Raw genomic sequence first — 23,623 nt, forward strand, 5'->3', positions numbered from 1 at the left:
TGATCGTCCCAACAGCAGAACAATTGCAACCGGGTTGGCGGTCATCGTTGTCGGAGCGGGCTTACCCGCCAACACGCCACCGCCGACCTCACTCATTGTGCCGTGGCCGCCCGCAACCGCTGTCCCAGCCGCGGCCCGAACACATTGATCAGCAGCCCCGCCATCACCAGCAACGCGCCCCAACCCTGCACCGCGCTCAAGCGCTCATCCAGCAGCCAGGCCGACGAACTCAAGCCAATCACCGGCACCAGCAACGAGAACGGCGCCACCTTGCCCGCCGGATGGCGCGACAACAGCGTGCTCCAGAGGCTATAGCCCAGCATGGTGGCGACGAAGGCCAAGTACGCCAGCGCCAACACCGAATTCAAGCCGAGGTTGGCCAATGCATGGCCAATGCGCTCCGGACCTTCGAGCCACCAGGACAACGCCAGAAACGGCAGCGGCGGGATCAGCCCGCCCCAGATCACCAAGGCCACCAGGTCCACCGAGCCAAAGCGCCGGGTAATGATATTGCCCATCCCCCACATGGCCCCCGCGCACAGGGTCAACAGCAGCGCCAGCAACGGCACGTGGCTGCCATCTTCGCTGCCGATCAGCACCAACCCGCCCGCTGCCACCAGCAACCCCAGCACACTCGCCAAGCGCAGGCGCTCACCCAAAAACAGCGCGGCAAAACCCAAGGTGAAGAACGCCTGAGATTGCAGCACCAACGAGGCCAGCCCCGGTGGCATGCCGCTGTACATGGCCTGGAACAGGAACGCGAACTGTCCCAGGGAAATGGTCGCGCCGTAGGCGATCAACCAGCGCCAGGGAAGCTTCGGTCGCTTGACCAGCAGGATCGCCGGGAACGCCACCAGGGCGAAACGCAACGCACCGAGCAACATGGGCGGCAAGCCATCAAGGCCGACCTTGATGACAACGAAGTTGACTCCCCAGGCGATGATCACCACCAGGGCGATCAGCAGGTCCTTGAGCGGCATTGCGGCTTCCTTCTTCAGGCGTTCTAGACATATTTCGTTACAGCATAAGGCCATTCTTTTTTCACCGACCAGCACAGTTGGGTACCGACCTTGCGCAACAGTCGATCAAGCGAAGCGTCTGGCAAGCGTGTGAACCGCCACTCGTTACCTGTCAAGCTTCACTTGACCGAACTTGTCTATACATGCTCATATCTCGACACAGCCAGTCTTTGCCGATGGCTCGCCCGCCCCCCACAAAAACAAGTACGCGGAGTGCCCATGTCCAACAAACCCGTGATCGAACGGCGCTCGATCGACTACATCCCCGAAGCTGAACGCCATGGACGCGTGTACAGCCAGTTCACCCTCTGGCTGGGAGCCAACCTGCAGATTACCGCTATCGTGACCGGCGCCCTGGCCGTGGTGCTCGGCGGTGATGTGTTCTGGTCGCTTATCGGCCTGTTGATCGGGCAATTGGTCGGTGGCACGGTGATGGCCTTGCACGCCGCCCAAGGCCCGCGCCTGGGCCTGCCGCAGATGATTTCCAGTCGTGTACAGTTCGGGGTCTATGGCGCGGCCATCCCCATGGTGCTGGTGTGCCTGATGTACCTGGGCTTCACCGCCACCGGCACGGTGCTCTCCGGCCAGGCCATCGGCCAATTGATGAGCGTCAGCGACAGCACCGGCATCCTGATCTTCGCGAGCGTGATCGTGCTGGCCACCCTCGCCGGCTACCGGGTGATCCATTGGATCGGGCGCGTGGCCAGCGTGTTGGGGATCATCGCCTTCATCTACCTCTTCAGCCGCATCCTGATGCTGGCCGACATCGGCCAGTTGCTGGACAACCGCCATTTCTCCTGGGCCTCGTTCCTGCTGGCCGTTTCGCTCGCCGCCTCCTGGCAGATCGCCTTCGGCCCGTATGTGGCGGATTACTCGCGCTACCTGCCCAGCAGCACTTCGCCGGTCAAGACCTTCCTCGCCGCCGGCCTGGGTTCAGTGATCGGCGCTCAAGCCTCGATGATCCTCGGTGTGTTCGCCGCCGCCATCGCCGGCGGCCAGTTCACCGGGCACGAAGTGGCCTATATCGTCGGCCTGGGCGGCGCAGGCACTACCGCGGCCCTGCTGTACTTCAGTATCGCCTTCGGCAAGGTGACCATTTCGACGCTGAACTCCTATGGCAGCTTCATGTGCATCGCCACCATCATCAGCGGGTTCCGTGGCCATCTGCAGATCAGCAGAGCGCAGCGCTTGGTGTTCGTCCTGGCTATCGTCGGTGCCGCGACCTTGGTCGCGCTGCTCGGCCAGCATTCGTTCCTGAGCGCGTTCAAGTCATTCATCCTGTTCCTGCTGACCTTCTTCGTGCCCTGGAGCGCGGTGAACCTGGTGGATTACTACTTCATCACCAAAGAGCGCTACGACATCCCCGCCCTGGCCGACCCTGAAGGGCGCTATGGCCGCTGGAACTGGCCTGGGATCATCGTCTACACCTTCGGTGTGCTGGTGCAGATGCCGTTCATCGACACCAAGCTGTACACCGGCCCCATGGTCGCCCACCTAGGCGGCGTGGATGTCTCCTGGCTGATCGGCCTGGTCGTGCCGAGCGTGCTGTACTACTGGGTCGCCCGTGGCCGCGCGGCGCAGGCGCCGGCCCACATCATCGTGCCGGACGCTCGCTGACACCGGCGCCTTCGTCCCTTGGGCTGCTGTGCAGCCCATTGCAGGCTTCGCCGGCTCAACGACGCGCTACCCTGGGAGCCGGCGCTGGCGTCTCAGTCGCGATAATCCGGCGCCACCCGCTCCAGCAACCGCAGCAAGGCCTGCCAGGCCAACGCATTGCCGTCTGGGTCCGACAACTCCCCGGCTTTCAACGGCCGCGCCGGGGCATTGAACTGGCGCTCGGTATGCGCGCACACCTCGTGCGGCGGCACGATCACCTGCCCGGCCTGCAAGGCCGCCAACTGGATCTCGCAGGCTTTCTCCAGGTAGTACATGCGCATGAAGGCCTCGGCCACGCTGCTGCCGACAGTCAACAAACCATGGTTGCGCAGGATCATCACCGAGTGCTCGCCCAGGTCCGCCACCAGGCGCTGCTGCTCGTCCATGTCCAGGGCGATGCCTTCATAGGCGTGGTAGCCAACTCGGCCGTAGAACTCCATGGAAATCTGGTTGAGCGGCAGCAAGCCGCATTCGAGCGCCGCCACTGCGCAGCCAGCCCGGGTGTGGGTGTGCAACACGCACTGGGCGTCCTCGCGGGCGCCGTGAATGGCGCTGTGGATGACGAAACCGGCCGGGTTCACCGGGTAGGGCGTCGGCTCCACCGGATTGCCCTGCAAATCGATCTTCACCAGTTTCGAAGCCGTGATCTCATCGAACAGCAGGCCGTAGGGGTTGATCAGAAAATGATGCTCAGGCCCCGGCAAGCGCACGGAGATGTGGGTGAAGATCAGATCGGTCATGCGAAAGTGCGCGATCAGCCGGTAGCAGGCGGCCAGTTCCTGGCGCAGGGTCCGTTCGGAGGGGGTCATTGTTGTTGTCCTGGTTCGAGAATGTGAGAGGCCGAGGTCTGTTCGGCGCTCCGATTTACCCACGAAGGCCGCGAAGCGGCCTTGGGGATTGAATCTACCTCACTTGCTGGCCCATGCGTTGAAGCGCTGCTCCAGCTCCTCGCCATGGTCAACCCAGAACTCGACATTCATCGCCAGCGCGCCCTTTAGGTTTTCCGGTGAAGTCGGCACCCAGCTGGCCAACGCAGGATCGAGCCTGGCTGCGGCCTGAGTGTTGGTCGGGCCATAGGGGATCTGCTGCACATACCGCACTTGGGTGTCTGGCTGGTTGGCATAGGCAATCAGACGCCGTGCCTGATCGACATGCTGGGAGCCCTTGATGATCGCCCAGTAATCCATGCCATACAGACTACCCGGCCACACCACCGCCAGCGGACTGCCCTGCTGGGCAGCGACGGCGATGCGGCCGCTGTAAGTGGAGGTCATCACCACATCGCCTGCTGTCAGCCACTGCGCGGGCTGGGCGCCGGCATCCCACCATTGGATGTAAGGCTTGAGTTCGGTGAGCTTGGCGAAGGCGCGCTCGACACCTGCCGGGGTAGACAGCACCTTGTAGACGTCCTCGACCTTCACGCCGTCGGCCAGCAGCGCGAACTCCAGGTTGTACACCGCACGTTTGCGCAGCCCGCGCTTGCCGGGAAACGTCTTCACATCCCAGAAATCCGCCCAGGACGTGGGCGCCTTGGCCAGCTTGTCGCGGTCATAGGCAATCGCCACGCTCCACACCAGCGCCGCCGAACCGCACGCCTGGGCCGCGTCCGGGATCAGCTCGGCGGCATGGCCCATCTGTTGCCAGTCCAGGCGCTCGTAGATGCCTTCGTCACAGCCGCGCATGAGGTCCGGGCCTTCGATCTGCACCACGTCCCAATCGACATTCCCGGTATCGGCCATCACCTGGATCCGGGCCATCTCGCCGTTGTACTCGCTCTGGATCAGCTTGCTGCCATCCTGGGCGCTGAAAGGCTGGAAGATCGCCACGTCCTGGGCTTTCTGGCCCGCGCCGCCATAGCCGACCACGACCATCTGCGGCGCCGCCTGCGCACTGCCCAGGCCCAAGGCCAGAAGCACTGCGCACAATCCGGTCCTGCGGGGAAATGCTTGCATCGGTGGTTCCTCCTGCCGGTGCCTGGCCGGTGCAGCGCAGGCTCCGCTTTCTTGTTGTTGTGAGGGATGCCCCTGAGCGAGGGGTCGAGGGAACGCTAGACGCCAGCCAGTAAAAAAACAAGTTGATTTTTTACTGGCGCTACACTTTCATGGAAAAAACAAGAACGACAACCGACCGGAGCTGCGCGCATGTCGACCGCCTTCCCCCACCTGTTCGAACCGCTGCAGATCCGTGGCAAACGCCTAAAGAACCGCATCATGTCCACCGGACATGACACCTGCCTGCCCACCGACAACTTGGTCAACGACAAGCTCATTGCCTACCAGCGCGCCCGCGCCGAAGGCGGCGCCGGCCTGATCGTGCTGCAGGTGGCGGGGGTTCACGACAGCGCCCGCTACACCTCCCATGTGCTGATGGCCACCGACGATGCCTGCATCGACGGCTATCGCCGTCTGGCCGAGGACTGCCACGCCCACGGCACCGTCGTGCTGTCACAGTTGTTCCACCCCGGGCGCGAGATCATGGAAACCGCCGATGGCCTGCTGGCAGTGGCCTACTCGGCCTCGGCGGTGCCCAACGAGCGTTTTCGGGTGATGCCTCGGGCGCTGGACCAGGCGATGATCGACGAGATCATCCAGGGCTACGCCAGTGCCGCCCGCCGCCTGCATCAGGCCGGGCTCGACGGCGTGGAAGTGGTAGCCAGTCATGGCTACCTGCCGGCGCAGTTCCTCAATCCGCGGGTCAATCGCCGCACCGACGGCTACAACGGCGGCCTCGAGCAACGCCTGCGCTTTGTGCGTGAAGTGCTGAGCGCCGTGCGCGCAGCCACCGACGAGCAATTCATCGTAGGCCTGCGCATCAGCGCCGACGAGCGCGACCCCGAAGGCCTGACCGAGGACGAATCCCTGGTGGCTGCCCAGGCCCTGCAGGGCGAGATCGACTACCTGCACATCGTCGCCGGCACCTCCGCCTCACAAGGCGGTGCGGTGCATATCGTTCCGCCCATGGCCATCGAGCCTGCGTATCTCGCCCGCGAAGCCGGCACGTTCAAGGCGCGCCTGGACATCCCGCTGTTCGTCACCGGACGCATCAACCAGCCCCAGGAGGCCGAGTTGATCCTGGCCCGCGGTCAGGCCGACGTCTGCGGCATGACCCGCGCGCTGATCTGCGACCCGCAGATGCCATCGAAGACCGAACGTGGTCAGGTTGAGGACGTGCGCGCCTGCATCGCCTGCAACCAGGCCTGTATCGGCCATTTCCATCGCGGCCTGCCGATCTCTTGCATCCAGCGTCCAGAGACCGGCCGCGAACTGCAATACGGCACGCTCATCCCCACCCAGGCGCCCAAGCGCGTGATGATCGCAGGCGGCGGCCCGGCCGGCATGAAAGCCGCGGCGGTCGCAGCGGCGCGCGGTCATGAGGTGACCCTGTACGAGGCCGGCCCACAGTTGGGTGGCCAGGTGCAATTGGCCCAGCTGCTGCCGCGTCGCAGCGAGTTCGGCGGCGCCAGCACCAACCTGCAACGGGAGATGGAACTGGCCGGCGTGCGCGTGGTGCGCAACACCCGCGTCGACCGGGCCTTGGTCGAACGCGAACGTCCCGATGTGGTGATCGCCGCCACCGGCGCCCGCCCGTACTGGCCCGAATTCGAACGCAGTGGCGACTTGCAGGTGGTCGATGCCTGGCAGGTGCTGCGCAACCAGGCCACCCTGGGACGCTCGGTGCTGGTGGTGGACTGGCGCAGCGACTGGATCGGCCCCGGCATCGCCGAGCGCCTGGTGCGCGAAGGCCATCAGGTGCAGCTGGCAGTCAATGGCACCCACTGTGGCGAGAGCTTGCCGCTGTACGTGCGCGACCAGATGGCCGGCGAGCTGCACCGCCTGGGCATCCCCATCACCCCCTATGCCCGGCTGTACGGCTGCGACGACAACACCGTCTACCTGCTGCACACCGCCAGTGGCGAACCGATGATCTTCGAAGAGATCGACACCCTGGTCCTGTGCCTGGGCCATCAACCGGTGGACACATTGGCCGAGGAACTGGCCGGTTTGGTTCAGGTGCGGCGCATCGGCGACTGCCTGGCACCGCGCACCGTCGAAGAAGCGATCCACGACGGCCTGACGGTTGCCTGGGCGCTCTGAGGCTGGTCATACTTCTGGCTTTCCCGATGGACCGACGTGCATGAGCCAGCAACCCCAGACGCCGCCGCCCGCCGCCGAAGACGGCGGCGCGGCCCCGCAGTTTCTCGGCACCCGCATCCGCGGCCTGCGCAAGCGCCGCGGCATGACCCTCGCCGAGCTGGCCAAGCAAAGCGAACTGACCGCCGGCTACATCAGCCAACTGGAGCGCAATCTCTCCTATCCCTCGATCCCGGCGCTGTTCAACATTGCCCGCAGCCTGGGCGTGACCATCCAGTGGTTCTTCGCCAGCGAGGCCAGCACCGCCCCTGAGGACCAAGGCTACGTGGTGCGGCGCAACAGCCGCCTGAGCGTGCATTACGAGGACGGTATCGTCGATCAGTTGCTCACCCCCCAGCCCAACCGGCAGCTCGAAATCCTCCATTCGCGCTTTCCCCCGGGCACCTACAGCCAGCAGAGCTACAGCCACGAGGGCGAGGAAGCCGGCTATTTGCTGTCCGGTAGCTTCGAGCTGTGGGTCGGCGAGCGGTATTTCCAACTCAACGAAGGGGACAGCTTCAGTTTCTCGAGCCAAGAGCCCCATCGTTATGGCAATCCCGGAGCAGTGGATGCCGTGGTGATCTGGGTGATCACGCCGCCGACATTCTGATCGGGCCCCTTTTCTCAGCCTCACGCCCTGTCATCTCCCGGTCACGCCACTGTCGTAATCTGCAGCGCATCTTTATGCCACAGGTCTCCGGCATGCCTCGCCTGTTCGCCTTGCTGTGCTGTCTGTTCCCCTTGTGGGCCCTCGCAGGGCCCGCGCAACTGCGCATCCAGGGCTCCAATACCATCGGCGCCGCCCTGACACCCGCGCTCATCCAAGGCCTGCTGGCGGCCCAAGGTGCCACTGCGGTCACCCAAACCCCGAGCCGCCAAGCCAACGAAACCGAAATCAACGCACTCGATGCCCAGGGCCAGCCTTTGCGCATCACCATCGCCGCCCACGGCTCGAGCACCGGCTTCACAGCCCTGGGCGATGGCCAAGCGGACCTGGCGGCCGCGTCCCGCCCCATCACCGACGACGAAGCCCGGCGTCTTCAGGCACTAGGCGATCTTCGCGGCAAAGGCGCCGAACAGGTCATCGGACTGGACGCAGTGGCGGTAATCGTTCACCCGGACAATCCGCTGGCCCAACTGACCACCGCGCAATTGGCCCAAGTGTTCTGCGGCCAGGTACGACGCTGGGAACAGCTCGGCGTGCCCGGCGGGGAGATCCGTCTGTATGCCCGTGACGATCGCTCCGGCACGTTCGAAACCTTCAAGGCTCTGGTGCTGGAGCCACGCCAGCAGACGCTGGCCGGTCAGGCGCAACGTTTCGAATCCAGCGAAGCGCTGGCCGAGCGGGTCAAGGCTGACCGCCAGGCCATCGGTTTCAGCAGCCTGGCCGCCGTGCATGGCGCCAAGGTGCTGGCCATCGCCGAAGGCGACGCGCCAGCCATGCTGCCTACCCCAACGCTGGTCGCCAGCGAGGATTATCCGCTGTCGCGCCGCTTGTTCTTCTACCTGCCTGCTCGCGCCGCCCCTTTGGCGGTCGCCCTGGCCGAGTACACCCAAACCCCCGCCGGGCAGGCCATCGTCGCCCGCCAAGGCTTCGTGGCCCAGCAGGTCAAAGCCCTGCCCGTACCCGCCCAGGCCGACATGCCGCCACGCTATCGGACCCTGGCCGCCGAGGCCCGGCGCCTGACCGTGAACTTTCGCTTCCAGCCCGGCAGCGCCAACCTGGACAACAAGGCGCTGCGCGACGTACGCCGGGTCGCAGACTACCTGCGCCAGGCCGGCAAGCTGCAGCACCAGGTGGTACTGGTGGGGTTTGGCGACCCCAAGGAAACCCAGGGCCGCGCCGCCCTGCTCTCGCGCCTGCGGGCCATGGCGGTGCGCCGCGAGCTCGCCCGCGATGGCGTGGAAACCAAGGAAGTGACCGGCATGGGCGACGAATTGCCTGTGGCCGACAACGACCAGGAACAAGGGCGGCTGCGCAATCGACGGGTGGAAGTGTGGGTGTACTGAAGGACTGGGCAGCCTCGCAAAGAAATGTAACAGCGCGCCATTCGGCAGGCTCACCGATCGGTACTACGCTCAAGCCTATGTGATACCGGGCCCCTCTGACGGCTACCCAGCCGCCATGTCGGATCACTGTTGCCATGCAACGTCGACATTAAAGGAGGGGCTCATGATGGCTCTGCACACATTCCTCACCACCCCGTTCCTCGGCACCAGCGCCTGGCTGTGGCTGGTCTTCATCGCTATCGTCATCGGCCTGCTGGTCCTGGACCTTGGCGTGCTCCACCGCAAGAACCGCGAGATCGAAATGCGCGAGAGCCTGCTGCTGTACGCCGGCTATTTCAGTGTCGGCGTGTTGTTCGGCGCGTGGGTCTGGTACGAGCTGGGCGCGCAGTCGGCGCTGGAGTTCTACACGGGGTTCCTGGTCGAACAATCGCTATCGATGGACAACGTGTTCGTCATGGCCATGATCTTCGGTTTCTTCGCCATTCCCCGCCGTTACCAGCACCGGGTACTGTTCTGGGGCATTCTCGGCGTGGTGGTCCTGAGGGCGATCATGATCGGCGTAGGTGCGGCGCTGGTGCAGCACTTTGCCTGGGTGCTCTACCTGTTCGGCGCCTTCCTGCTGTTCACGGGTGTAAAGATGGCTTTGGCTCGGCAGGAAAGCCACCCGGACCTTGCCAACAACCCGGTGCTACGCTTCGTACGTCGGCACATGCGGGTCACCGACCAGGTCCACGGCGCACACTTCTTCGTGCACCTCACCCCGCCCGGGCAGCACACCGCCGTGCGCCATGCGACGCCGCTGTTCCTGGCACTGGTGCTGATCGAGTTGGCCGACCTGGTGTTCGCCGTCGACAGCGTCCCGGCGATCTTCGCCATCACCCAAGACCCGTTCATCGTCTACACCTCGAACATCTTCGCCATCCTCGGTCTGCGCTCGCTGTACTTCGCCCTGGCGGCGCTGATGCACCGCTTCGTCTACCTCAAGTACGCCCTGGCGCTGGTGCTGGTGTTCATCGGCTGCAAGATCTTCTACCACGGCCTGGTGGGCAAGGTGCCCGCCTTGCTGTCGCTGGGCGTGACGTTCGGCTTGCTGCTCGGCGGGGTGCTGTTGTCACTGTTCAAGACCCGCGACCGGCATGACGACACGGCGCAAGACCACCCGGACCTTGCAGAAAAAAACGAGCGCGCCGGTTCTCCCCCATCTGGTCCATAACCCGCCTCGGGGCCGCATAAGCGGCCCCAGTTCAGTGACCGCTACGCAGTAGCTCCTTGGGCACATGCTTGCCGATCTCGTACTTGCCCACCGCTGCCCGATGCACTTCGTCCGGCCCGTCGGCCAGGCGCAGGGTGCGCTGCATGGCGTACATGTAGGCCAGCGGGAAGTCGCCACTGACACCGGCCCCGCCGTGGATCTGGATCGCCCGGTCGATCACCTTCAACGCCACGTTCGGCGCCACCACCTTGATCTGGGCGATCTCGCTGCGCGCGACCTTGTTGCCGACGGTGTCCATCATGTAGGCGGCCTTGAGGGTCAGCAGCCGCGCCATGTCGATCTCCATGCGCGAATCGGCGATCTTGTCGACATTGCCCCCCAACCGAGCCAGCGGTCTGCCGAACGCCGTGCGCTCGACGGCGCGCTTGCACATCAGCTCCAGGGCACGCTCGGCCATACCGATCGAGCGCATGCAGTGGTGGATGCGCCCAGGGCCCAGGCGACCCTGGGCGATCTCGAAGCCACGGCCCTCGCCCAGGATCACATTCTCATACGGCACCCGTACGTTCTCGAACAGCACCTCGGCATGGCCATGGGGCGCATCGTCGTAACCGAACACCGGCAACGGGCGGACGATCTTCACACCCGGCGTGTCGGTAGGCACCAAGATCATCGAGTGCTGCTGATGACGCGGCCCTTGCGGGTCGGACAAGCCCATGAAGATCATCACTTTGCAGCGCGGGTCGCAGGCACCGGAGGTCCACCACTTGCGCCCGTTGATCACCCACTGGTCACCCTCGCGCACGGCCGTGGCGGCCATGTTGGTGGCGTCGGAGGACGCAACGTCCGGCTCGGTCATGGCGAACGCCGAACGGATCTCGCCGCGCAGCAACGGCTCCAGCCATTGGCGCTTCTGCGCCTCGCTGCCATAGCGCACCAGCACCTCCATGTTGCCGGTATCGGGCGCCGAGCAATTGAACGGTTCCGGCCCCAGCAGCGAGCGCCCCATGATCTCGGCCAGGGGGGCGTATTCGAGGTTGGACAGGCCTGCGCCGTACTCCGACTCGGGTAAGAAGAGGTTCCACAGGCCTTCGGCGCGGGCCTTGGCCTTGAGTTCTTCCATGATTGCGGTGGGCTGCCAGCGATCGCCCTCGGCGACCTGGCGTTCGAACACCGGCTCCGCTGGGTAGACATAGGCGTCCATGAATGCCGTGACACGCTCACGCAATGCCTGGACCTTGGGCGAATAGGCGAAATCCATCAGGGCTACCTTCACAGGCTTGAGAACATGAGCCAGAGCCTAGAGCACCGAGGCGCTATCCACCTAGTCTATTTTCCGCGTGTATTAACATTCATAAGCAATATATGATCGACCGATAATTCCTATAAAGAGCAGCGCCATGAACCTCAGCAAGGTCGACCTCAACCTGTTCATCGTCTTCGATGCCATCTACACCGAAGCCAACCTGACCCGTGCCGGGCAGATCGTCGGCATTACCCAGCCTGCCGTGTCCAACGCCCTCTCGCGCCTGCGCGAAACCTTCAACGACCCGCTGTTCGTGCGCACCGCCCAAGGCATGGTGCCCACACCAATGGCGCAGAACATCATCGGCCCGGTGCGCAACGCCCTGGCCTTGCTGCGCACCTCGGTGCAGGAAAGCCGTACCTTCAACCCGCAGCAGGCCAACAAGACCTTCCGCATCAGCATGACCGACCTCACCGAGGCGGTGATCCTGCCGCCGTTGTTCCAGCGCCTGCGGCGCCTGGCCCCGGCGCTGGTGATCGAAAGTTTCCTGTGCAAACGGCGCGAGACCACCAAGGAACTGGCCGCCGGTCACCTGGATTTCGCCGTGGACGCCCCGCTGAACATCGACCCGCAGGTGCGCCACGTCAAGCTCATGCAAGATCGCTTCGTTTGCGCAATGCGCCCCGGCCACCCACTGATCGAAGGCAAGCTCACGCTCGACAGCTACCTTGCCCTGACCCACATCCACATCTCCAGCCGCCGCAACGGCCTGGGCTATGTGGACCTGGCCCTGGGCAAAATGGGCCTGCAGCGCAAGATCGCCCTGCGCTCACAGCATTACTTGATGGCTTCGCAGGTATTGCAACAGACCGACATGGTGATGACCGTCCCCGAGCGCTTCGCCCGCCGCCATCAATTGCGCCACTTGCCGCTGCCGGTCGAAGTGCCGCCGCTGGAAACCCACTTGTACTGGCACGAAAGCACCGACCAGGACCCGGCCAACCGCTGGATGCGCGAGCAGATCATCGACCTGTGCGAACGGGTGACGACGGAAGAAGAAAAGCAGCCCCTCTCGGCCTGAAGCTCTGCTCGGAAGGCCTCCCGCTCCCTAGTTGGAGAAATTTTTCCTACACGAATCGACTCCAGAGAAAAATTGATCCTCAAGCCAGAGCACAATCGGCCAACAAGGCAAAAAGCATCTCCGCCCGCTGGGTACGATGGGACATCGATCGCCACTTCACGGCAACTTGCACGGACCCGCCCATCATGCCCAGCGCCCCCCTCTACTTCGACTACGCCGCCACCACTCCTGTCGATGCCCGCGTCATCGAGGCCATGATCACCTGCCTTGGCCACCAAGCGCATTTCGGCAACCCAGCATCCAGCGGCCATGTCTATGGCCAGGCCGCCCGCGAGCTCGTGGAACAGGCTCGCCGCCAGGTAGCCGAGCGCGTAGGCGCAGACCCGACCGACCTGGTCTGGACCTCCGGCGCCACCGAATCCAACAACCTAGCGCTCAAGGGCATTGCCCAAGGCGTCGGCCACCCAGGCCACCTGATCACCAGCGAACTGGAGCACAAAGCGGTGCTCGATACCGTGGCCGAGCTCGAACGTCTCGGTTGGACGGTCACGCGCCTGGCACCGGATGCACGCGGGCTGATCCAACCCCAGGCAGTACAGGCGGCGCTTCGCAACGACACCCGCCTGGTGTCGCTGATGGCGGTGAACAATGAACTGGGCACCCTTACCGATTTCGCCACCATCGGCGAACACGTGCGCGCCCATGGGGCCCTGTTGCACGTGGATGCCGCCCAGGCAGTGGGCAAGGTCGCCCTCGACCTCGCGCGTCAGGCGGTCGATCTGATGTCGTTCTCGGCGCATAAGGTCTATGGACCCAAGGGTATCGGTGCATTGTACGTCGGCCCGCGCGCACGCCCGGTGCTGCGCGCCCAGATGCACGGCGGCGGCCATGAGCGCGGCCTGCGGTCCGGGACCTTGGCGACCCACCAGATCGTCGGCATGGGCAGCGCCTTCGCCCTTGCCGGCGGGCCCGGCGACAGCGAGCACCAACGCATCGTCCAGCTCAGCGAACGCCTGCGCCGTGGCCTGCTCGCACTGCCCGGGGTGCGCCTCAATGGCTGCCCGCAACAACGCATTCCCCATACCTTGAACCTGTGCATCGACGCCAAGGGGTTCAACAGCGCGGCATTGGCCAGCGAACTGGCCCTGTCCTCGACTTCGGCGTGCAACTCGGCGAGCGATGCCGCTTCCCACGTCCTGCTGAGCCTGGGTCTGGACGAAGCCCAGGCACGCAACAGCGTGCGGATCAGCCTTGGGCGCTTCACCTGCGAGGCCGAGGTGGACAAGGCCATCGAGGTGTTCGGGCGGGTGGTGAACGCTGCATCTGTCGCCTTGTGGTGACAGTCCCGACCTGTTCGCGGGTAAACCCACTCCCACAGGCACAGCGGACCAGGTTGGGGCGGGTTTACCCGCGAACTGAAATGAACTCCGCCCCCTGAAAAGAGCTCCACTGCCAGGCACACACCGCCAGCCTCGGAGCCCCTTCTGGTGACCCAACGCTCGCCCTGCTCTTCGACCGGGCGCCTTTACCATACTGACATTCCCGCCCGTCTCGACCGCCTGCCCTGGACCCGCTTTCATACACTGCTGGTGATAGCGCTGGGCATCACCTGGTTGCTGGACGGCCTGGAAGTCACCCTGGCAGGCTCGGTGTCAGGAGCCCTCAAAGACAGCCCGGCGCTGCACATGAGCAACACCGATATCGGTCTGGCTGGCGCCGCCTACATCGCCGGCGCCGTGCTCGGAGCCCTGCTCTTCGGCTGGCTGACCGACCGCCTGGGCCGGCGCAGGCTGTTCTTCGTCACCCTGGCGCTGTACATCGGCGCTACAGCGGCCACGGCGTTTTCGTGGAACCTGGCAAGTTTTCTACTGTTCCGGTTTCTCACCGGGGCCGGCATCGGTGGCGAGTACACCGCCATCAACTCGACCATCCAGGAGTTCACCCCCGCGCGCTATCGCGGCTGGGTGGATCTGGTGATCAACGGCACCTTCTGGCTGGGGGCTGCCTTGGGTGCGATCGGCGCGCTGATTCTGCTCGATCCGGCCTGGATCGGCGGCGATCTGGGCTGGCGACTGTGCTTCGGTATCGGTGCGCTGCTGGGCCTGGTGATTCTGCTGATGCGCCTATGGATCCCGGAGAGCCCGCGCTGGTTGATGGTCCACGGGCAACCCGAGCGCGCCGAACGCATCGTCAGCGACATCGAACACCAGCTGCGCGGATGTGGCGTCGTACTGCCATCCCTCGACACCCCACCCTTGCGCCTGCGCACACGCGACTACACGCCCTTGGGCGAGGTCATGCACAGCCTGTTCGTCGTCCATCGACGCCGGGCCTTGGTCGGCCTGACGTTGCTCAGTGCCCAGGCGTTTTTCTACAACGCGATTTTCTTCACCTATGCACTGGTGCTCACCCATTTCTATGGCGTGCCGTCCGAGCGTATCGGCTGGTACGTGCTGCCGTTCGCCCTGGGCAATTTCTGCGGGCCGTTGCTGCTGGGGCGACTGTTCGATGTGTTGGGCCGGCGGGTGATGATCAGCACCACTTACCTGGTATCCGGTGTGCTGCTGGCCATCAGCGGGTATGGGTTCGAGCAAGGCCTGCTCGATGTCACGGAGCAAACGGCAGCCTGGATGGTGATTTTCTTTTTCGCCTCCGCCGCCGCCAGCTCCGCCTATCTCACCGTGTCCGAGACCTTTCCCCTGGAAATCCGTGCCTTGGCCATCGCCGTGTTCTATGCCTTCGGCACCGGGCTGGGCGGTTTGATCGGACCCGCGTTGTTCGGTGCATTGATCGAGACTGGCGAGCGCATCAACGTGTTGTACGGCTACCTGATCGGCGCAAGCCTGATGATCATCGCCGCGCTGGTGCAAGCACGCTGGGGCATCGCCGCCGAACGCCGCGCGCTGGAGCATGTGGCCAGGCCCCTGTCACAGGAGCCTGACGACTAGCCCCTCGGCTCAGAGGAAGGTGAACACCGTGGAAGCCGGCAGACGCGACTTGTTGAGCCCGGCATTGAAGTCCTGCTCGCTGCGATAGCCCAGGGCGAGCACCACCACACTGGTGAAACCCTGCTCGCGCAGGCCCAGTTCCGCATCCAGCACCTTGCTGTCGAACCCTTCGATAGGCGTTGCGTCCAGGCCATGGGCAGCGGCGCCGAGCAGCGCGGTGCCCAAGGCCAGGTAGGTCTGCTTCTCCATCCAGTGCTGCAGATCCTTCTGGTCGAAGCGGTGCAGATTCACATAGCCACGACGGCTGGCGTCCTGCCCGGCACGGGCCTGCTCGTCGCGGAATCGTCCATCGGCCTGTTCCTGCTCGAGCAAGGCATTCAGGTGCGCTTCGGTCATGTCGGTGCGGGTGCAGAACACGATCACATGGGAGGCGTCGAGGATTTTTGGCGAGTTGTAGGCAAAACGCCCATCAGCGGCCTTCGCCAGGCGCGCCTTGCCCTCGGCGCTGTCGGCGACGACGAAGTGCCAGGGCTGCGAGTTGACCGACGACGGGCTGTGGCGCAATTGTTCGAGCAGCGCATCGACAGTGGCCTGGGGGATGCGGCGAGCGGCATCGTAGGCTTTGGTGGTGTAGCGGCGCTTGGCCAGGGCAACGGTATCCATCAAGACAACTCCTCAAAAGAACGGATGTGTCGCGCATCTTATCTTTCCCGTTAAAAAGAAAAACCCGCACAATGCAGCAACACTTTCATCGCTGGAGTGAAAATGCTGCGTCTTACCGATCTCGAACTGTTCGTGCGTAGCAGCGCCTTGGGCAGCTTCACCGCCGCCGCCCATGAAGCGGGTCTGCTGCCGGGACAAGTGGCGGCAGCGATCAAGCGCCTGGAGCGCGAGCTGGATGTGCGCCTGTTCGCCCGAACCACCCGCAGCCTGCGCCTGACCGCCGAGGGCGAGCTGTACCTGCCCACCGCCCAGAGCGTGCTGGACACCCTGCGCCAAGGGCGCGACAACCTGCACGGCGCACACAGCAGCCTGCGTGGCGTGCTGCAGGTGTCGGCGCCTTCGGACCTTGGGCGCAACATCCTGCTGCCCTGGCTCAGTGCGTTTCGCCGCGAACACACAGAACTGAGCCTGCGGTTCTTTCTTTCCGACCAGGTCGCCGACTTTTCCCGCGATCCGGTGGATGTGGCTATTCGCTACGGCCTGAACGCCGAGGCCAACTACATTGCCCTGCCCCTGGCGCCCTGGAACCGTCGGGTCCTGGTGGCCTCCCCTGACTACCTGGCCCGCCACGGCCGTCCGCGCACGCCCGAAGAGCTCCAGCAGCATGCCTGCCTGCTCTACTTGCAACTGGGGCGGGTCTACGACAAATGGCGCTTGGGCAGCCGCACCGTACAGGTACGCGGCCCACTGTTCAGCGACGATGCCGACGTGGTGCGGCGCTGGGCTCTGGAAGGCGAAGGGATCGTCTATAAGTCATGGCTGGATGTGAGTGCCAACGTGGCGGCGGGCGAGCTGGAAATCCTGATGCCCGAGCACCCCGGCGAGCCCACACCTGTGACTCTGGTGTGCCCCCACCGCAAGCAATTGTCGCCTGCGGTTTCGCAGTTGCATCTGTGGCTACGCGAGCGCTTCGCGGCGTTGCAGCCCGACGACACTTGATGCGATCAGCCTGCTCAGCACCGTCTGCTTCGCCGCCGGATTCAAGAGCGCCTGCGTCTACTTGCCTAACGCCTGGCGAAACCGCGCCGTACTCGCCGCCGCCAGCACCAGCCCCACCACCGCAACGCTGCCACCGACCACGCCGATGTACGCCACATCCAGTTGGCTGCTGACGATACTCCCCAGCAGGGCACCACCGCCGATGCCGATGTTGTAGATCCCCGAGAACAGCGCCATGGCCACATCGGTGGCGTCCGACGCCAGCTTCAGAGTCTTCGATTGCAACGACAGGCTGAAGCTCAGGATCGCAACGCCCCAGACCATGCTCAAGGCCGCGAACACATAGAAATTGCCCGACAGAGGCAGCAACAGCAGCAGGCACGCGGCCAGGGATGCGATGGCCGCCACCAGGAACCCATGGGGGAAGCGGTCGCTGTAGCGGCTGAACAACAGCGACCCGAATACCCCGGCCCCGCCGAACAGCAGCAGCAACAGCGTCGTGCGCTCGCCGCCGATCTGCGCCACGTGCAAGGCAAACGGCTCGATGTAGCTGTAGGCGGTGAACTGCGCGGTGATCACCAACGTCACCAGCAGGTAGGTGATCACCAGTGCCGGGCGTTTGAACAGGATCGGCAGGCTGCGCAGGGAACCGGAGTTCTGGCTCGGCAGCAGCGGCAGCGACTTCACCAGGCACAGCAAGATGGCCAGTGCCACACCGGCAATGCTGAGGAAGGTCACCCGCCAGCCCAAAGCCTCGCCCACCACGCGTCCCAGCGGAATGCCCATGACCATGGCCAAGGTGGTACCGGTGGCCAACAGGCCCAGGGCCTTGGCCTGCTGGCCTGGGGGGGCCACGCGCACCGCCAGCGACGCGGTGATGGCCCAGAACACCGCATGGGACAGGGCAATGCCGATACGGCTGACCAGCAGCATGGCGAAGCTCTGGGACAGCCACGACAACAGGTGGCTGACGATGAACACCAGAAAGACGAACAACAGCAGGCGCCGACGCTCGATGTTGCGGGTGATCAGCATCATGGGCAACGAGGCCAGCGCCACTACCCAGGCATAGATGGTGAGCATCAGACCGACCTGGGCGGTGCTCATGTCGAAGCTGTGGCCAATGTCGCTGAGCAGCGCCACCGGTACGAACTCGGTGGTATTGAAGATGAAGGCCGCCAGCGCCAGGGCGATGACACTGAGCCAGCTGCCGCTTTGCGCGGTGGTGGGCAAGACGCTTGGAGTAGGTCCGTTCATGGATGGGTTGTTGATCTCCGCAGGCAAGACGAAAAGCCACACGCCACGTGCCGATGCTGGCCAGTGCCGTGCGGTTTGTTATTGAAAGGAATGCTCGGCATGGTACGCGTCAAGCCCCTGCCTCACAACCATGAAGCCTGTGCTGGCCTCAGCCTTCCAAAGGCCACTCGGCCAGTGGCCAATAGGCGCCCTTGCGCGACTCGTAGAGCACGAACGAGCGCGCGGCAAGGAAAAACTCCGGCGCCGTGGGAGACTCCGGCACCTGGGCGCGAAAATCGCGGGACAGCGTCAGGTGTGGCCGGTACTCGCGGGTCTGCTCGGCGACGCCCAACGGCAAGGCTGCCTGTTGCAGGGCGTAGACCAACTGACCCAAGGCCGGAGGCGTCTGCTGGGGCTCAAGGGCCAAGACACTGGCGCGATGCCACACTTGTAGACGATCCAGCACCAGACGTATCGGCGTCTCTGGACGCTTGAGCTGATCCACGGCGGCGCACAGGGCGGGCACCTGGGCGACATCCACATCGCCCAGAAACAACAATGTCAGGTGAAAGTTCTGCGCCGGCACCGGCTTGCCACTGCGCAGCGCCAGCGCGCGCCGCCATTGGGCAATGGCGCGGCGCTGGGCATCGCTGACCGTCAGAGCGAAGAACAGGCGCTTGAAGGGCTGGCCCTTGTCGCGTTCGACGAATGCCATTGGTCATTCCCTCCTGGAAAAGGTCTAGGCCGGGGCACACGGCACGAACGGGGCTTATCGTACGAATGTCTGCCTGGCAATGTGAGATTAATTCTATAAAGCCGACGCATGATTGTTTATGCTGGCGGGCTCAAGCCACGAAGCATGGCCATCTTGACAAGCAGCCGTCCATGAAAATTGCATTAGTACTTCTATTCGTCCTCTCGATCGCCTATGTCCACCTGCGCGGTCGGGTTCGCCACAAGTTGACCCGCCAGCTGGGCGATCACTCCAGTTTCCTGGCGCCGGTCAACGCCTTCCTGTACCTGTTCTCCAAACACCCGGCCAAGCCCTACTTGCCGGTGGAGGCCTTCCCTGAGCTGCAACCGCTCAAGGACCACTGGCAGGAAATCCGCGAAGAAGCCCAGCAGTTACTGCACGTCGGCGAGATCAAGAAATCCGACAACTATGACGATGTCGGTTTCAACTCGTTCTTCAAGACCGGCTGGAAGCGCTTCTACCTGAAGTGGTACGGCGAGAGCCATCCTTCTGCGATGAAGCTGTGCCCCCGCACCACCGAGCTGCTGCAGGGTATCGGCACGGTCAAGGCCGCCATGTTCGCCACCCTGCCGCCAGGCGCCAAGCTCGTGCGTCACCGCGATCCGTATGCCGGCTCCTATCGCTACCACCTGGGCCTGGACACGCCGAACGACGACGGCTGTTACATCGATGTGGATGGCGAAAAGTACGCTTGGCGCGACGGCGAAGCGGTGGTGTTCGACGAGACTTACATCCACTACGCCGCCAACACCACCGAGCACAATCGCATCATTCTGTTCTGCGACGTCGAGCGCCCGCTCAAGTACCGCTGGGCGACCGCCTTCAACCGCTGGTTCAGCCGCAACGTCATGGCCGCCGCCGCCGCGCCCAACGACGCCAATGACAAGACCGGCGGCATCAACCGCCTGTTCACCCGTATCTACAAGATCCGCGAGCGCGGCAAAGCGCTGAAAAAGCGCAACCGCACCCGCTACTACCTGGAAAAGTGGGCGGTGGTCGCAGCCTTGGTGCTGTTCTTCATCTACATCTGAAATGCCAATGGGCCGCTTCGCGGCCCATCGCGACACAAGCCCGTCCCTTGCCGAAAACTTCGACTAGCCTGAAAGCTCCACTCCGCAACCTTCCCAAGGTGAAGACGATGAGCATGATGGACTGGGACGCCTACCGTAAGCAGTTGATGGCCGGCATCGGCGATCTCAAGCAGTTGTCTCCGGACACCGTGGCCGGCTACATGACCGCCAGCGGCGCCGGTGCCAAGACCAACCACCTCGATGCCAAGACACGCGAGCTGATCTCCCTCGCCGTCGCCGTGACCACCCGTTGCGACGGCTGCATCGCCGTGCACTCCCAACAGGCGGTCAAGCAAGGCGCCACCCGTGAAGAGATCGCCGAGGCACTCGGCGTGGCCGTGGCGATGAACGCCGGCGCCGCGCTGGTCTATTCGGCCCGCGCCATGGACGCCGTGGGCAAAGCCGGCAGTTGAACCCGACCGGCGTCGTCGCCCTTGCGCGGCGGCGCCAAGCCACCCAGACTTGGCGGTCCAGCCCGCAGGAGCCGCCATGATCCAGATCCGCCCCATGACCCCGGAAGACTTCGACCGTTTCTGGCCGACCTTCCAGGCCATCGTCCAGGCCCGCCAGACCTACGCCTTCGACCCCGCACTGACCTTCGAGCAGGCCCGCCAGCTGTGGCTGGATCTGCCCCTGCGCACCCTGGTGGCCGAGCAGGACGGCGAGTTGCTGGGGTCTTACTACCTCAAGGCCAACGCCGCCGGCCCTGGCAGCCATGTGGGCAACTGCGGCTACATGGTCAGCGAGGCCGCTCGTGGCCGTGGCGTGGCCCGATTGATGTGCGAACACTCACAGAAGCTGGCCCGCCAGGAAGGTTTCCTGGCGCTGCAGTTCAATTCGGTGGTGGCTACCAACGAAGTGGCGGTGGCGCTGTGGCACAAGCTCGGCTTCGAGACCGTCGGCCGGCTGCCCAAGGCGTACCGCCATGCCCAACTGGGGTTGGTGGACTGCCTGGTGATGTACAAATGGCTGGCGGACGAGCCGGTGGTGGAAAAGCCCGCGCTGCTGATCGGGCGCAAGAATATCGAGGCGCGGGTCTCGCGCCGACGCGGGCGCTGAGCCCTCGCCTTTCCCCCGCGCATTGACTGCCCACCCGATCGATGGTCAGATGCGTGCCAGTTTCAGGTGTCCTGCGCCGCCGCGCGCAGGGTGAAACGGGAAGCCGGTGAGTCGTCCCTACGACAAGTCCGGCGCTGCCCCCGCAACGGTAAGCGAGCGAATCCTTCGACAGACCACTGTGCGCCTGCATGGGAAGGTGAAGGCTTCATGACCCTCGCAAGCCCGGAGACCGGCCTGGAACTTCACATTGGCAAACCCGCGGTGGGCGGGCGCAGGCCGGTCTTCGCGCACGCCCCTTGCGTGCGCGTTCGCTTGTCTTTGCGTTGTTTCCACCGGGATCCATTCATTCCTGCAGCAGTGGAACGACATGTCCCGTACCTACACGCTTCATACCTTGGCGGCCTGCCTGGCCGTTGCCCTTCCGGCAGTGGCCGATGAACAGCACAATCCCGTGCTGGCCCTGCCTTCGACGACCATCACCGACACCCACGACACGCCGGCCATCGATCTGGCCACCCCGACCGATGCCGGATCGCGCCTGAACCTGAGCGCCCTGCAAACCCCGGCCAGCACCAGCACCCTCAGCGCCGAACAGATCGAGCGGCGTAACAACCTCACCGTCCAGGACGCCGTGACCCGCTCGCCAGGCATCAGCTTCACCGGCAGCCCCGGCGATGGCGGCACCGGCCTCTCGGCCCGGGGCTTCGAAGGCCATAGCTCGGTGATGACCCTGTTCGACGGCTCGCGCCTGTACAGCGGCGCCGGTACGCTGACCTTCCCGGTCGATCCGTGGATGGTCGAGCGCATCGACATCCTCCGCGGGCCAGCCTCGGTCCTGTATGGCGAAGGCGCCACCGGGGCGGTGGTGAACGTGATTCCGAAAAAACCTTTCGCCGGCGACGTCCACAACCGGCTGCGCTTGGGCTACGGCTCCTGGGACCGTCAACAGTTCGGCCTGGACAGCGGCGGCAGCCTGAGCGAGCGTCTGAGCTACCGGATGACGGTCAACCAGCAGGCCGGCAACGGCTGGGTCGACCGTACCGACTCGCGCAGCCTGGCCTTGAGCGCCGCGCTGCGTTTCGACGCCACCGATGACCTGAGCTTCACCCTGGCCCACGAGCGCGGCGATGCAGAACCTGCCAACTACTACGGCACGCCGCTGATCGACGGGCATTACCGCAGCAGTCTGCGCAAGAAGAACTACAACATCCAAAACGACGTCCAGCGCTACCACGACGAATGGACCCGGCTGAACACCGACTGGACCCTCAGCGACAGCGTGTCGGCCAGCAACCAGCTGTACTACATCAAAAGCCGCCGGCATTGGCGCAATGCCGAAACCTACGCCTGGAATGGTGATCAAGACCGGCTGGAGCGCGGCAGTTTCCTTGAGATCAAGCACAACCAAGAGCAGATCGGCGACCGCCAGAGCTTGACCTTTGACCATGATCTGTTTGGCCTGGCCAGCACGACGCTGGTCGGCGCCGAATACAACAAGATCCGCTTCAACGTCGACAGCAACGCGCCCTACGACGATGGCATCACAGACCCGCTCGACCCTTGGCATCCCGCCTCTGGCAGGTTCCATAGCCTGTCGCCGACACGCCCACAGACATTGTCCACCACTCACACCTTTGCCCTGTTCGCCGAGAACCGCACCGAGCTGACCGAGCGCCTGTCGTTGGTGACTGGTATCCGCCGCGACCAGAATCACATCGAGCGTAACGATCTGGTCAACGACACCCGCAGCGAGCGCAGCCTGCCAGGCGGAAACTGGCGCGCCGGGCTGGTGTTCGCCGTCAACGACGACTTGTCGCTGTACGGGCAATACTCGACCAGCGAGGATGGCGTAGGCGATTTGTTGACCCTGCGCCCGGAGCAACGCTACGACCTGACCGAAGCCAAGCAGACCGAGCTGGGCCTCAAGCAACGGTTCTGGGAGGGCCGTGGCGAGTGGACGCTGGCGGCCTACCACATCGTCAAGAAGAAACTGCTGGTTGCCGACCCCGTGAATCACGGCGTACAGCAAGCGGGCCAACAGACCTCCGATGGCCTGGAGGCGACGGTGGAACTGGCCTTGGCCAACCAGTGGCAGGTCTCGGCCAATGCTGCAGTGGTGCGCGCCAAGTTCGATGACTATCTCGAGAACACCGGAAGCGGCGTGGTGGATCGCGCTGGCAACAGACCGGGCAACGTGCCAAGTCGCACGGCCAACCTGTGGCTGAGCAAGGGGTTTGGCCAACAGGTCGATGCCGGCCTGGGTGTGCGTTACGTGGACCAGCGCTACGACAGCGCGGCCAATGAGAACAGCGTACCTGGCTATACGGTGGTCGATGCCAATCTGGGCTGGCAGGTGTTGCCGGATGTGCGCCTGGGCTTGCAAGTGAACAACCTGTTCGACCGTGAGTACGCGGCGTCCTACGTCTATACCAGCGACCAGTGGCTGCTGGGGGCACCGCGTTCGTATTTTGCGACGCTGGATTACACGTTCTGAAGGCTGGCATGGGGCTGCGCTGCGGCCCCCTGCCCCCGGACATGA

19 protein-coding genes, 1 pseudogene and 1 riboswitch are annotated in these 23,623 nt (G+C 64.3%); of the genes and pseudogenes, 13 read left to right on the plus strand and 7 right to left on the minus strand.

Annotated elements, in window-relative coordinates; translation table 11 throughout:
• Positions 1-92 precede the first annotated feature (92 nt).
• Complete coding sequence (locus AB1N67_RS13100) at positions 93-980, minus strand: EamA family transporter (RefSeq protein ID WP_043211640.1); 888 nt, start codon at positions 978-980, stop codon at positions 93-95.
• Positions 981-1,238: 258 nt separating this feature from the next.
• Between AB1N67_RS13100 and AB1N67_RS13105 the strand changes: the two are divergent.
• A pseudogene (locus AB1N67_RS13105) lies at positions 1,239-2,649 on the plus strand (cytosine permease); the annotation flags it as partial.
• 79 nt (positions 2,650-2,728) lie between these two features.
• Here AB1N67_RS13105 and AB1N67_RS13110 read toward each other — a convergent pair.
• Complete coding sequence (locus tag AB1N67_RS13110; protein WP_269475539.1) at positions 2,729-3,547, minus strand: class II aldolase/adducin family protein; 819 nt, start codon at positions 3,545-3,547, stop codon at positions 2,729-2,731.
• A gap of 36 nt (positions 3,548-3,583) precedes the next feature.
• Complete coding sequence (locus AB1N67_RS13115; protein ID WP_102081882.1) at positions 3,584-4,627, minus strand: ABC transporter substrate-binding protein; 1,044 nt, start codon at positions 4,625-4,627, stop codon at positions 3,584-3,586.
• Between the two features lie 189 nt (positions 4,628-4,816).
• Between AB1N67_RS13115 and AB1N67_RS13120 the strand changes: the two genes are divergently transcribed.
• From AB1N67_RS13120 to AB1N67_RS13135, 4 genes are all read left to right on the plus strand, one after another.
• Positions 4,817-6,769 (plus strand): FAD-dependent oxidoreductase, encoded by a 1,953-nt coding sequence (locus AB1N67_RS13120; RefSeq protein WP_367863036.1) that lies wholly within the window; start codon positions 4,817-4,819, stop codon positions 6,767-6,769.
• A gap of 40 nt (positions 6,770-6,809) precedes the next feature.
• Entirely contained in the window at positions 6,810-7,415 is a 606-nt protein-coding gene (locus tag AB1N67_RS13125; protein WP_043211635.1) for a cupin domain-containing protein, read from the plus strand.
• A gap of 92 nt (positions 7,416-7,507) precedes the next feature.
• Positions 7,508-8,815, plus strand: a complete 1,308-nt coding sequence (locus AB1N67_RS13130) for a phosphate ABC transporter substrate-binding/OmpA family protein (RefSeq protein WP_332772212.1) — start codon at positions 7,508-7,510, stop codon at positions 8,813-8,815.
• A gap of 163 nt (positions 8,816-8,978) precedes the next feature.
• Positions 8,979-10,028 (plus strand): TerC family protein, encoded by a 1,050-nt coding sequence (locus tag AB1N67_RS13135; protein WP_354391897.1) that lies wholly within the window; start codon positions 8,979-8,981, stop codon positions 10,026-10,028.
• 31 nt (positions 10,029-10,059) lie between these two features.
• Here the strand turns inward: AB1N67_RS13135 and AB1N67_RS13140 are convergent, their stop codons facing one another.
• On the minus strand, positions 10,060-11,289 hold the full coding sequence (locus AB1N67_RS13140) for an acyl-CoA dehydrogenase (protein WP_043211633.1): 1,230 nt from the start codon (positions 11,287-11,289) through the stop codon (positions 10,060-10,062).
• A 139-nt stretch (positions 11,290-11,428) separates the two neighbouring features.
• On the opposite strand from AB1N67_RS13140, the gene AB1N67_RS13145 reads away from it, so the two are divergent.
• The 3 genes from AB1N67_RS13145 to AB1N67_RS13155 all read left to right on the plus strand — a co-directional run bounded on the left by AB1N67_RS13145 (position 11,429) and on the right by AB1N67_RS13155 (position 15,303).
• The gene (locus AB1N67_RS13145; protein WP_043211632.1) at positions 11,429-12,355 is read left to right on the plus strand and encodes a LysR family transcriptional regulator; all 927 of its coding nucleotides are present in this window, start codon (positions 11,429-11,431) and stop codon (positions 12,353-12,355) included.
• A 185-nt stretch (positions 12,356-12,540) separates the two neighbouring features.
• Positions 12,541-13,695 carry an aminotransferase class V-fold PLP-dependent enzyme gene (locus tag AB1N67_RS13150; protein WP_336202911.1) on the plus strand — a complete coding sequence of 385 codons (1,155 nt, stop codon included), beginning with the start codon at positions 12,541-12,543 and terminating at the stop codon, positions 13,693-13,695.
• 147 nt (positions 13,696-13,842) lie between these two features.
• Entirely contained in the window at positions 13,843-15,303 is a 1,461-nt protein-coding gene (locus tag AB1N67_RS13155; RefSeq protein ID WP_367863037.1) for an MFS transporter, read from the plus strand.
• A gap of 9 nt (positions 15,304-15,312) precedes the next feature.
• Here the strand turns inward: AB1N67_RS13155 and nfsB are convergent, their stop codons facing one another.
• Positions 15,313-15,966: an oxygen-insensitive NAD(P)H nitroreductase gene (gene nfsB, locus AB1N67_RS13160; protein ID WP_090346469.1), complete on the minus strand. Its 654-nt coding sequence runs from the start codon at positions 15,964-15,966 to the stop codon at positions 15,313-15,315.
• A 102-nt stretch (positions 15,967-16,068) separates the two neighbouring features.
• Between nfsB and AB1N67_RS13165 the strand changes: the two genes are divergently transcribed.
• Positions 16,069-16,965, plus strand: a complete 897-nt coding sequence (locus AB1N67_RS13165; RefSeq protein ID WP_367863038.1) for a LysR family transcriptional regulator — start codon at positions 16,069-16,071, stop codon at positions 16,963-16,965.
• 57 nt (positions 16,966-17,022) lie between these two features.
• Here the strand turns inward: AB1N67_RS13165 and AB1N67_RS13170 are convergent, their stop codons facing one another.
• Both AB1N67_RS13170 and thpR read right to left on the minus strand, forming a co-directional pair.
• Positions 17,023-18,222 (minus strand): sugar transporter, encoded by a 1,200-nt coding sequence (locus AB1N67_RS13170; RefSeq protein WP_367863039.1) that lies wholly within the window; start codon positions 18,220-18,222, stop codon positions 17,023-17,025.
• Between the two features lie 148 nt (positions 18,223-18,370).
• On the minus strand, positions 18,371-18,916 hold the full coding sequence (thpR, locus tag AB1N67_RS13175; protein WP_367863040.1) for an RNA 2',3'-cyclic phosphodiesterase: 546 nt from the start codon (positions 18,914-18,916) through the stop codon (positions 18,371-18,373).
• Between the two features lie 170 nt (positions 18,917-19,086).
• On the opposite strand from thpR, the gene lpxO reads away from it, so the two are divergent.
• The 4 genes from lpxO to AB1N67_RS13195 all read left to right on the plus strand — a co-directional run bounded on the left by lpxO (position 19,087) and on the right by AB1N67_RS13195 (position 23,578).
• Positions 19,087-19,986 (plus strand): lipid A hydroxylase LpxO, encoded by a 900-nt coding sequence (lpxO, locus tag AB1N67_RS13180; RefSeq protein WP_043211619.1) that lies wholly within the window; start codon positions 19,087-19,089, stop codon positions 19,984-19,986.
• Positions 19,987-20,093: 107 nt separating this feature from the next.
• Positions 20,094-20,438 carry a carboxymuconolactone decarboxylase family protein gene (locus AB1N67_RS13185; protein WP_043211617.1) on the plus strand — a complete coding sequence of 115 codons (345 nt, stop codon included), beginning with the start codon at positions 20,094-20,096 and terminating at the stop codon, positions 20,436-20,438.
• 76 nt (positions 20,439-20,514) lie between these two features.
• Positions 20,515-21,084, plus strand: coding sequence for a GNAT family N-acetyltransferase (locus tag AB1N67_RS13190; protein ID WP_090346464.1), 570 nt, complete (start codon positions 20,515-20,517; stop codon positions 21,082-21,084).
• A gap of 47 nt (positions 21,085-21,131) precedes the next feature.
• Positions 21,132-21,337, plus strand: a riboswitch (cobalamin riboswitch).
• Between the two features lie 114 nt (positions 21,338-21,451).
• Positions 21,452-23,578 (plus strand): TonB-dependent receptor, encoded by a 2,127-nt coding sequence (locus tag AB1N67_RS13195; protein WP_367863041.1) that lies wholly within the window; start codon positions 21,452-21,454, stop codon positions 23,576-23,578.
• Positions 23,579-23,623: the final 45 nt, after the last annotated feature.

The organism is Pseudomonas guariconensis, from assembly GCF_040822035.1.
In the GTDB taxonomy this organism is placed as follows: domain Bacteria; phylum Pseudomonadota; class Gammaproteobacteria; order Pseudomonadales; family Pseudomonadaceae; genus Aquipseudomonas; species Aquipseudomonas guariconensis.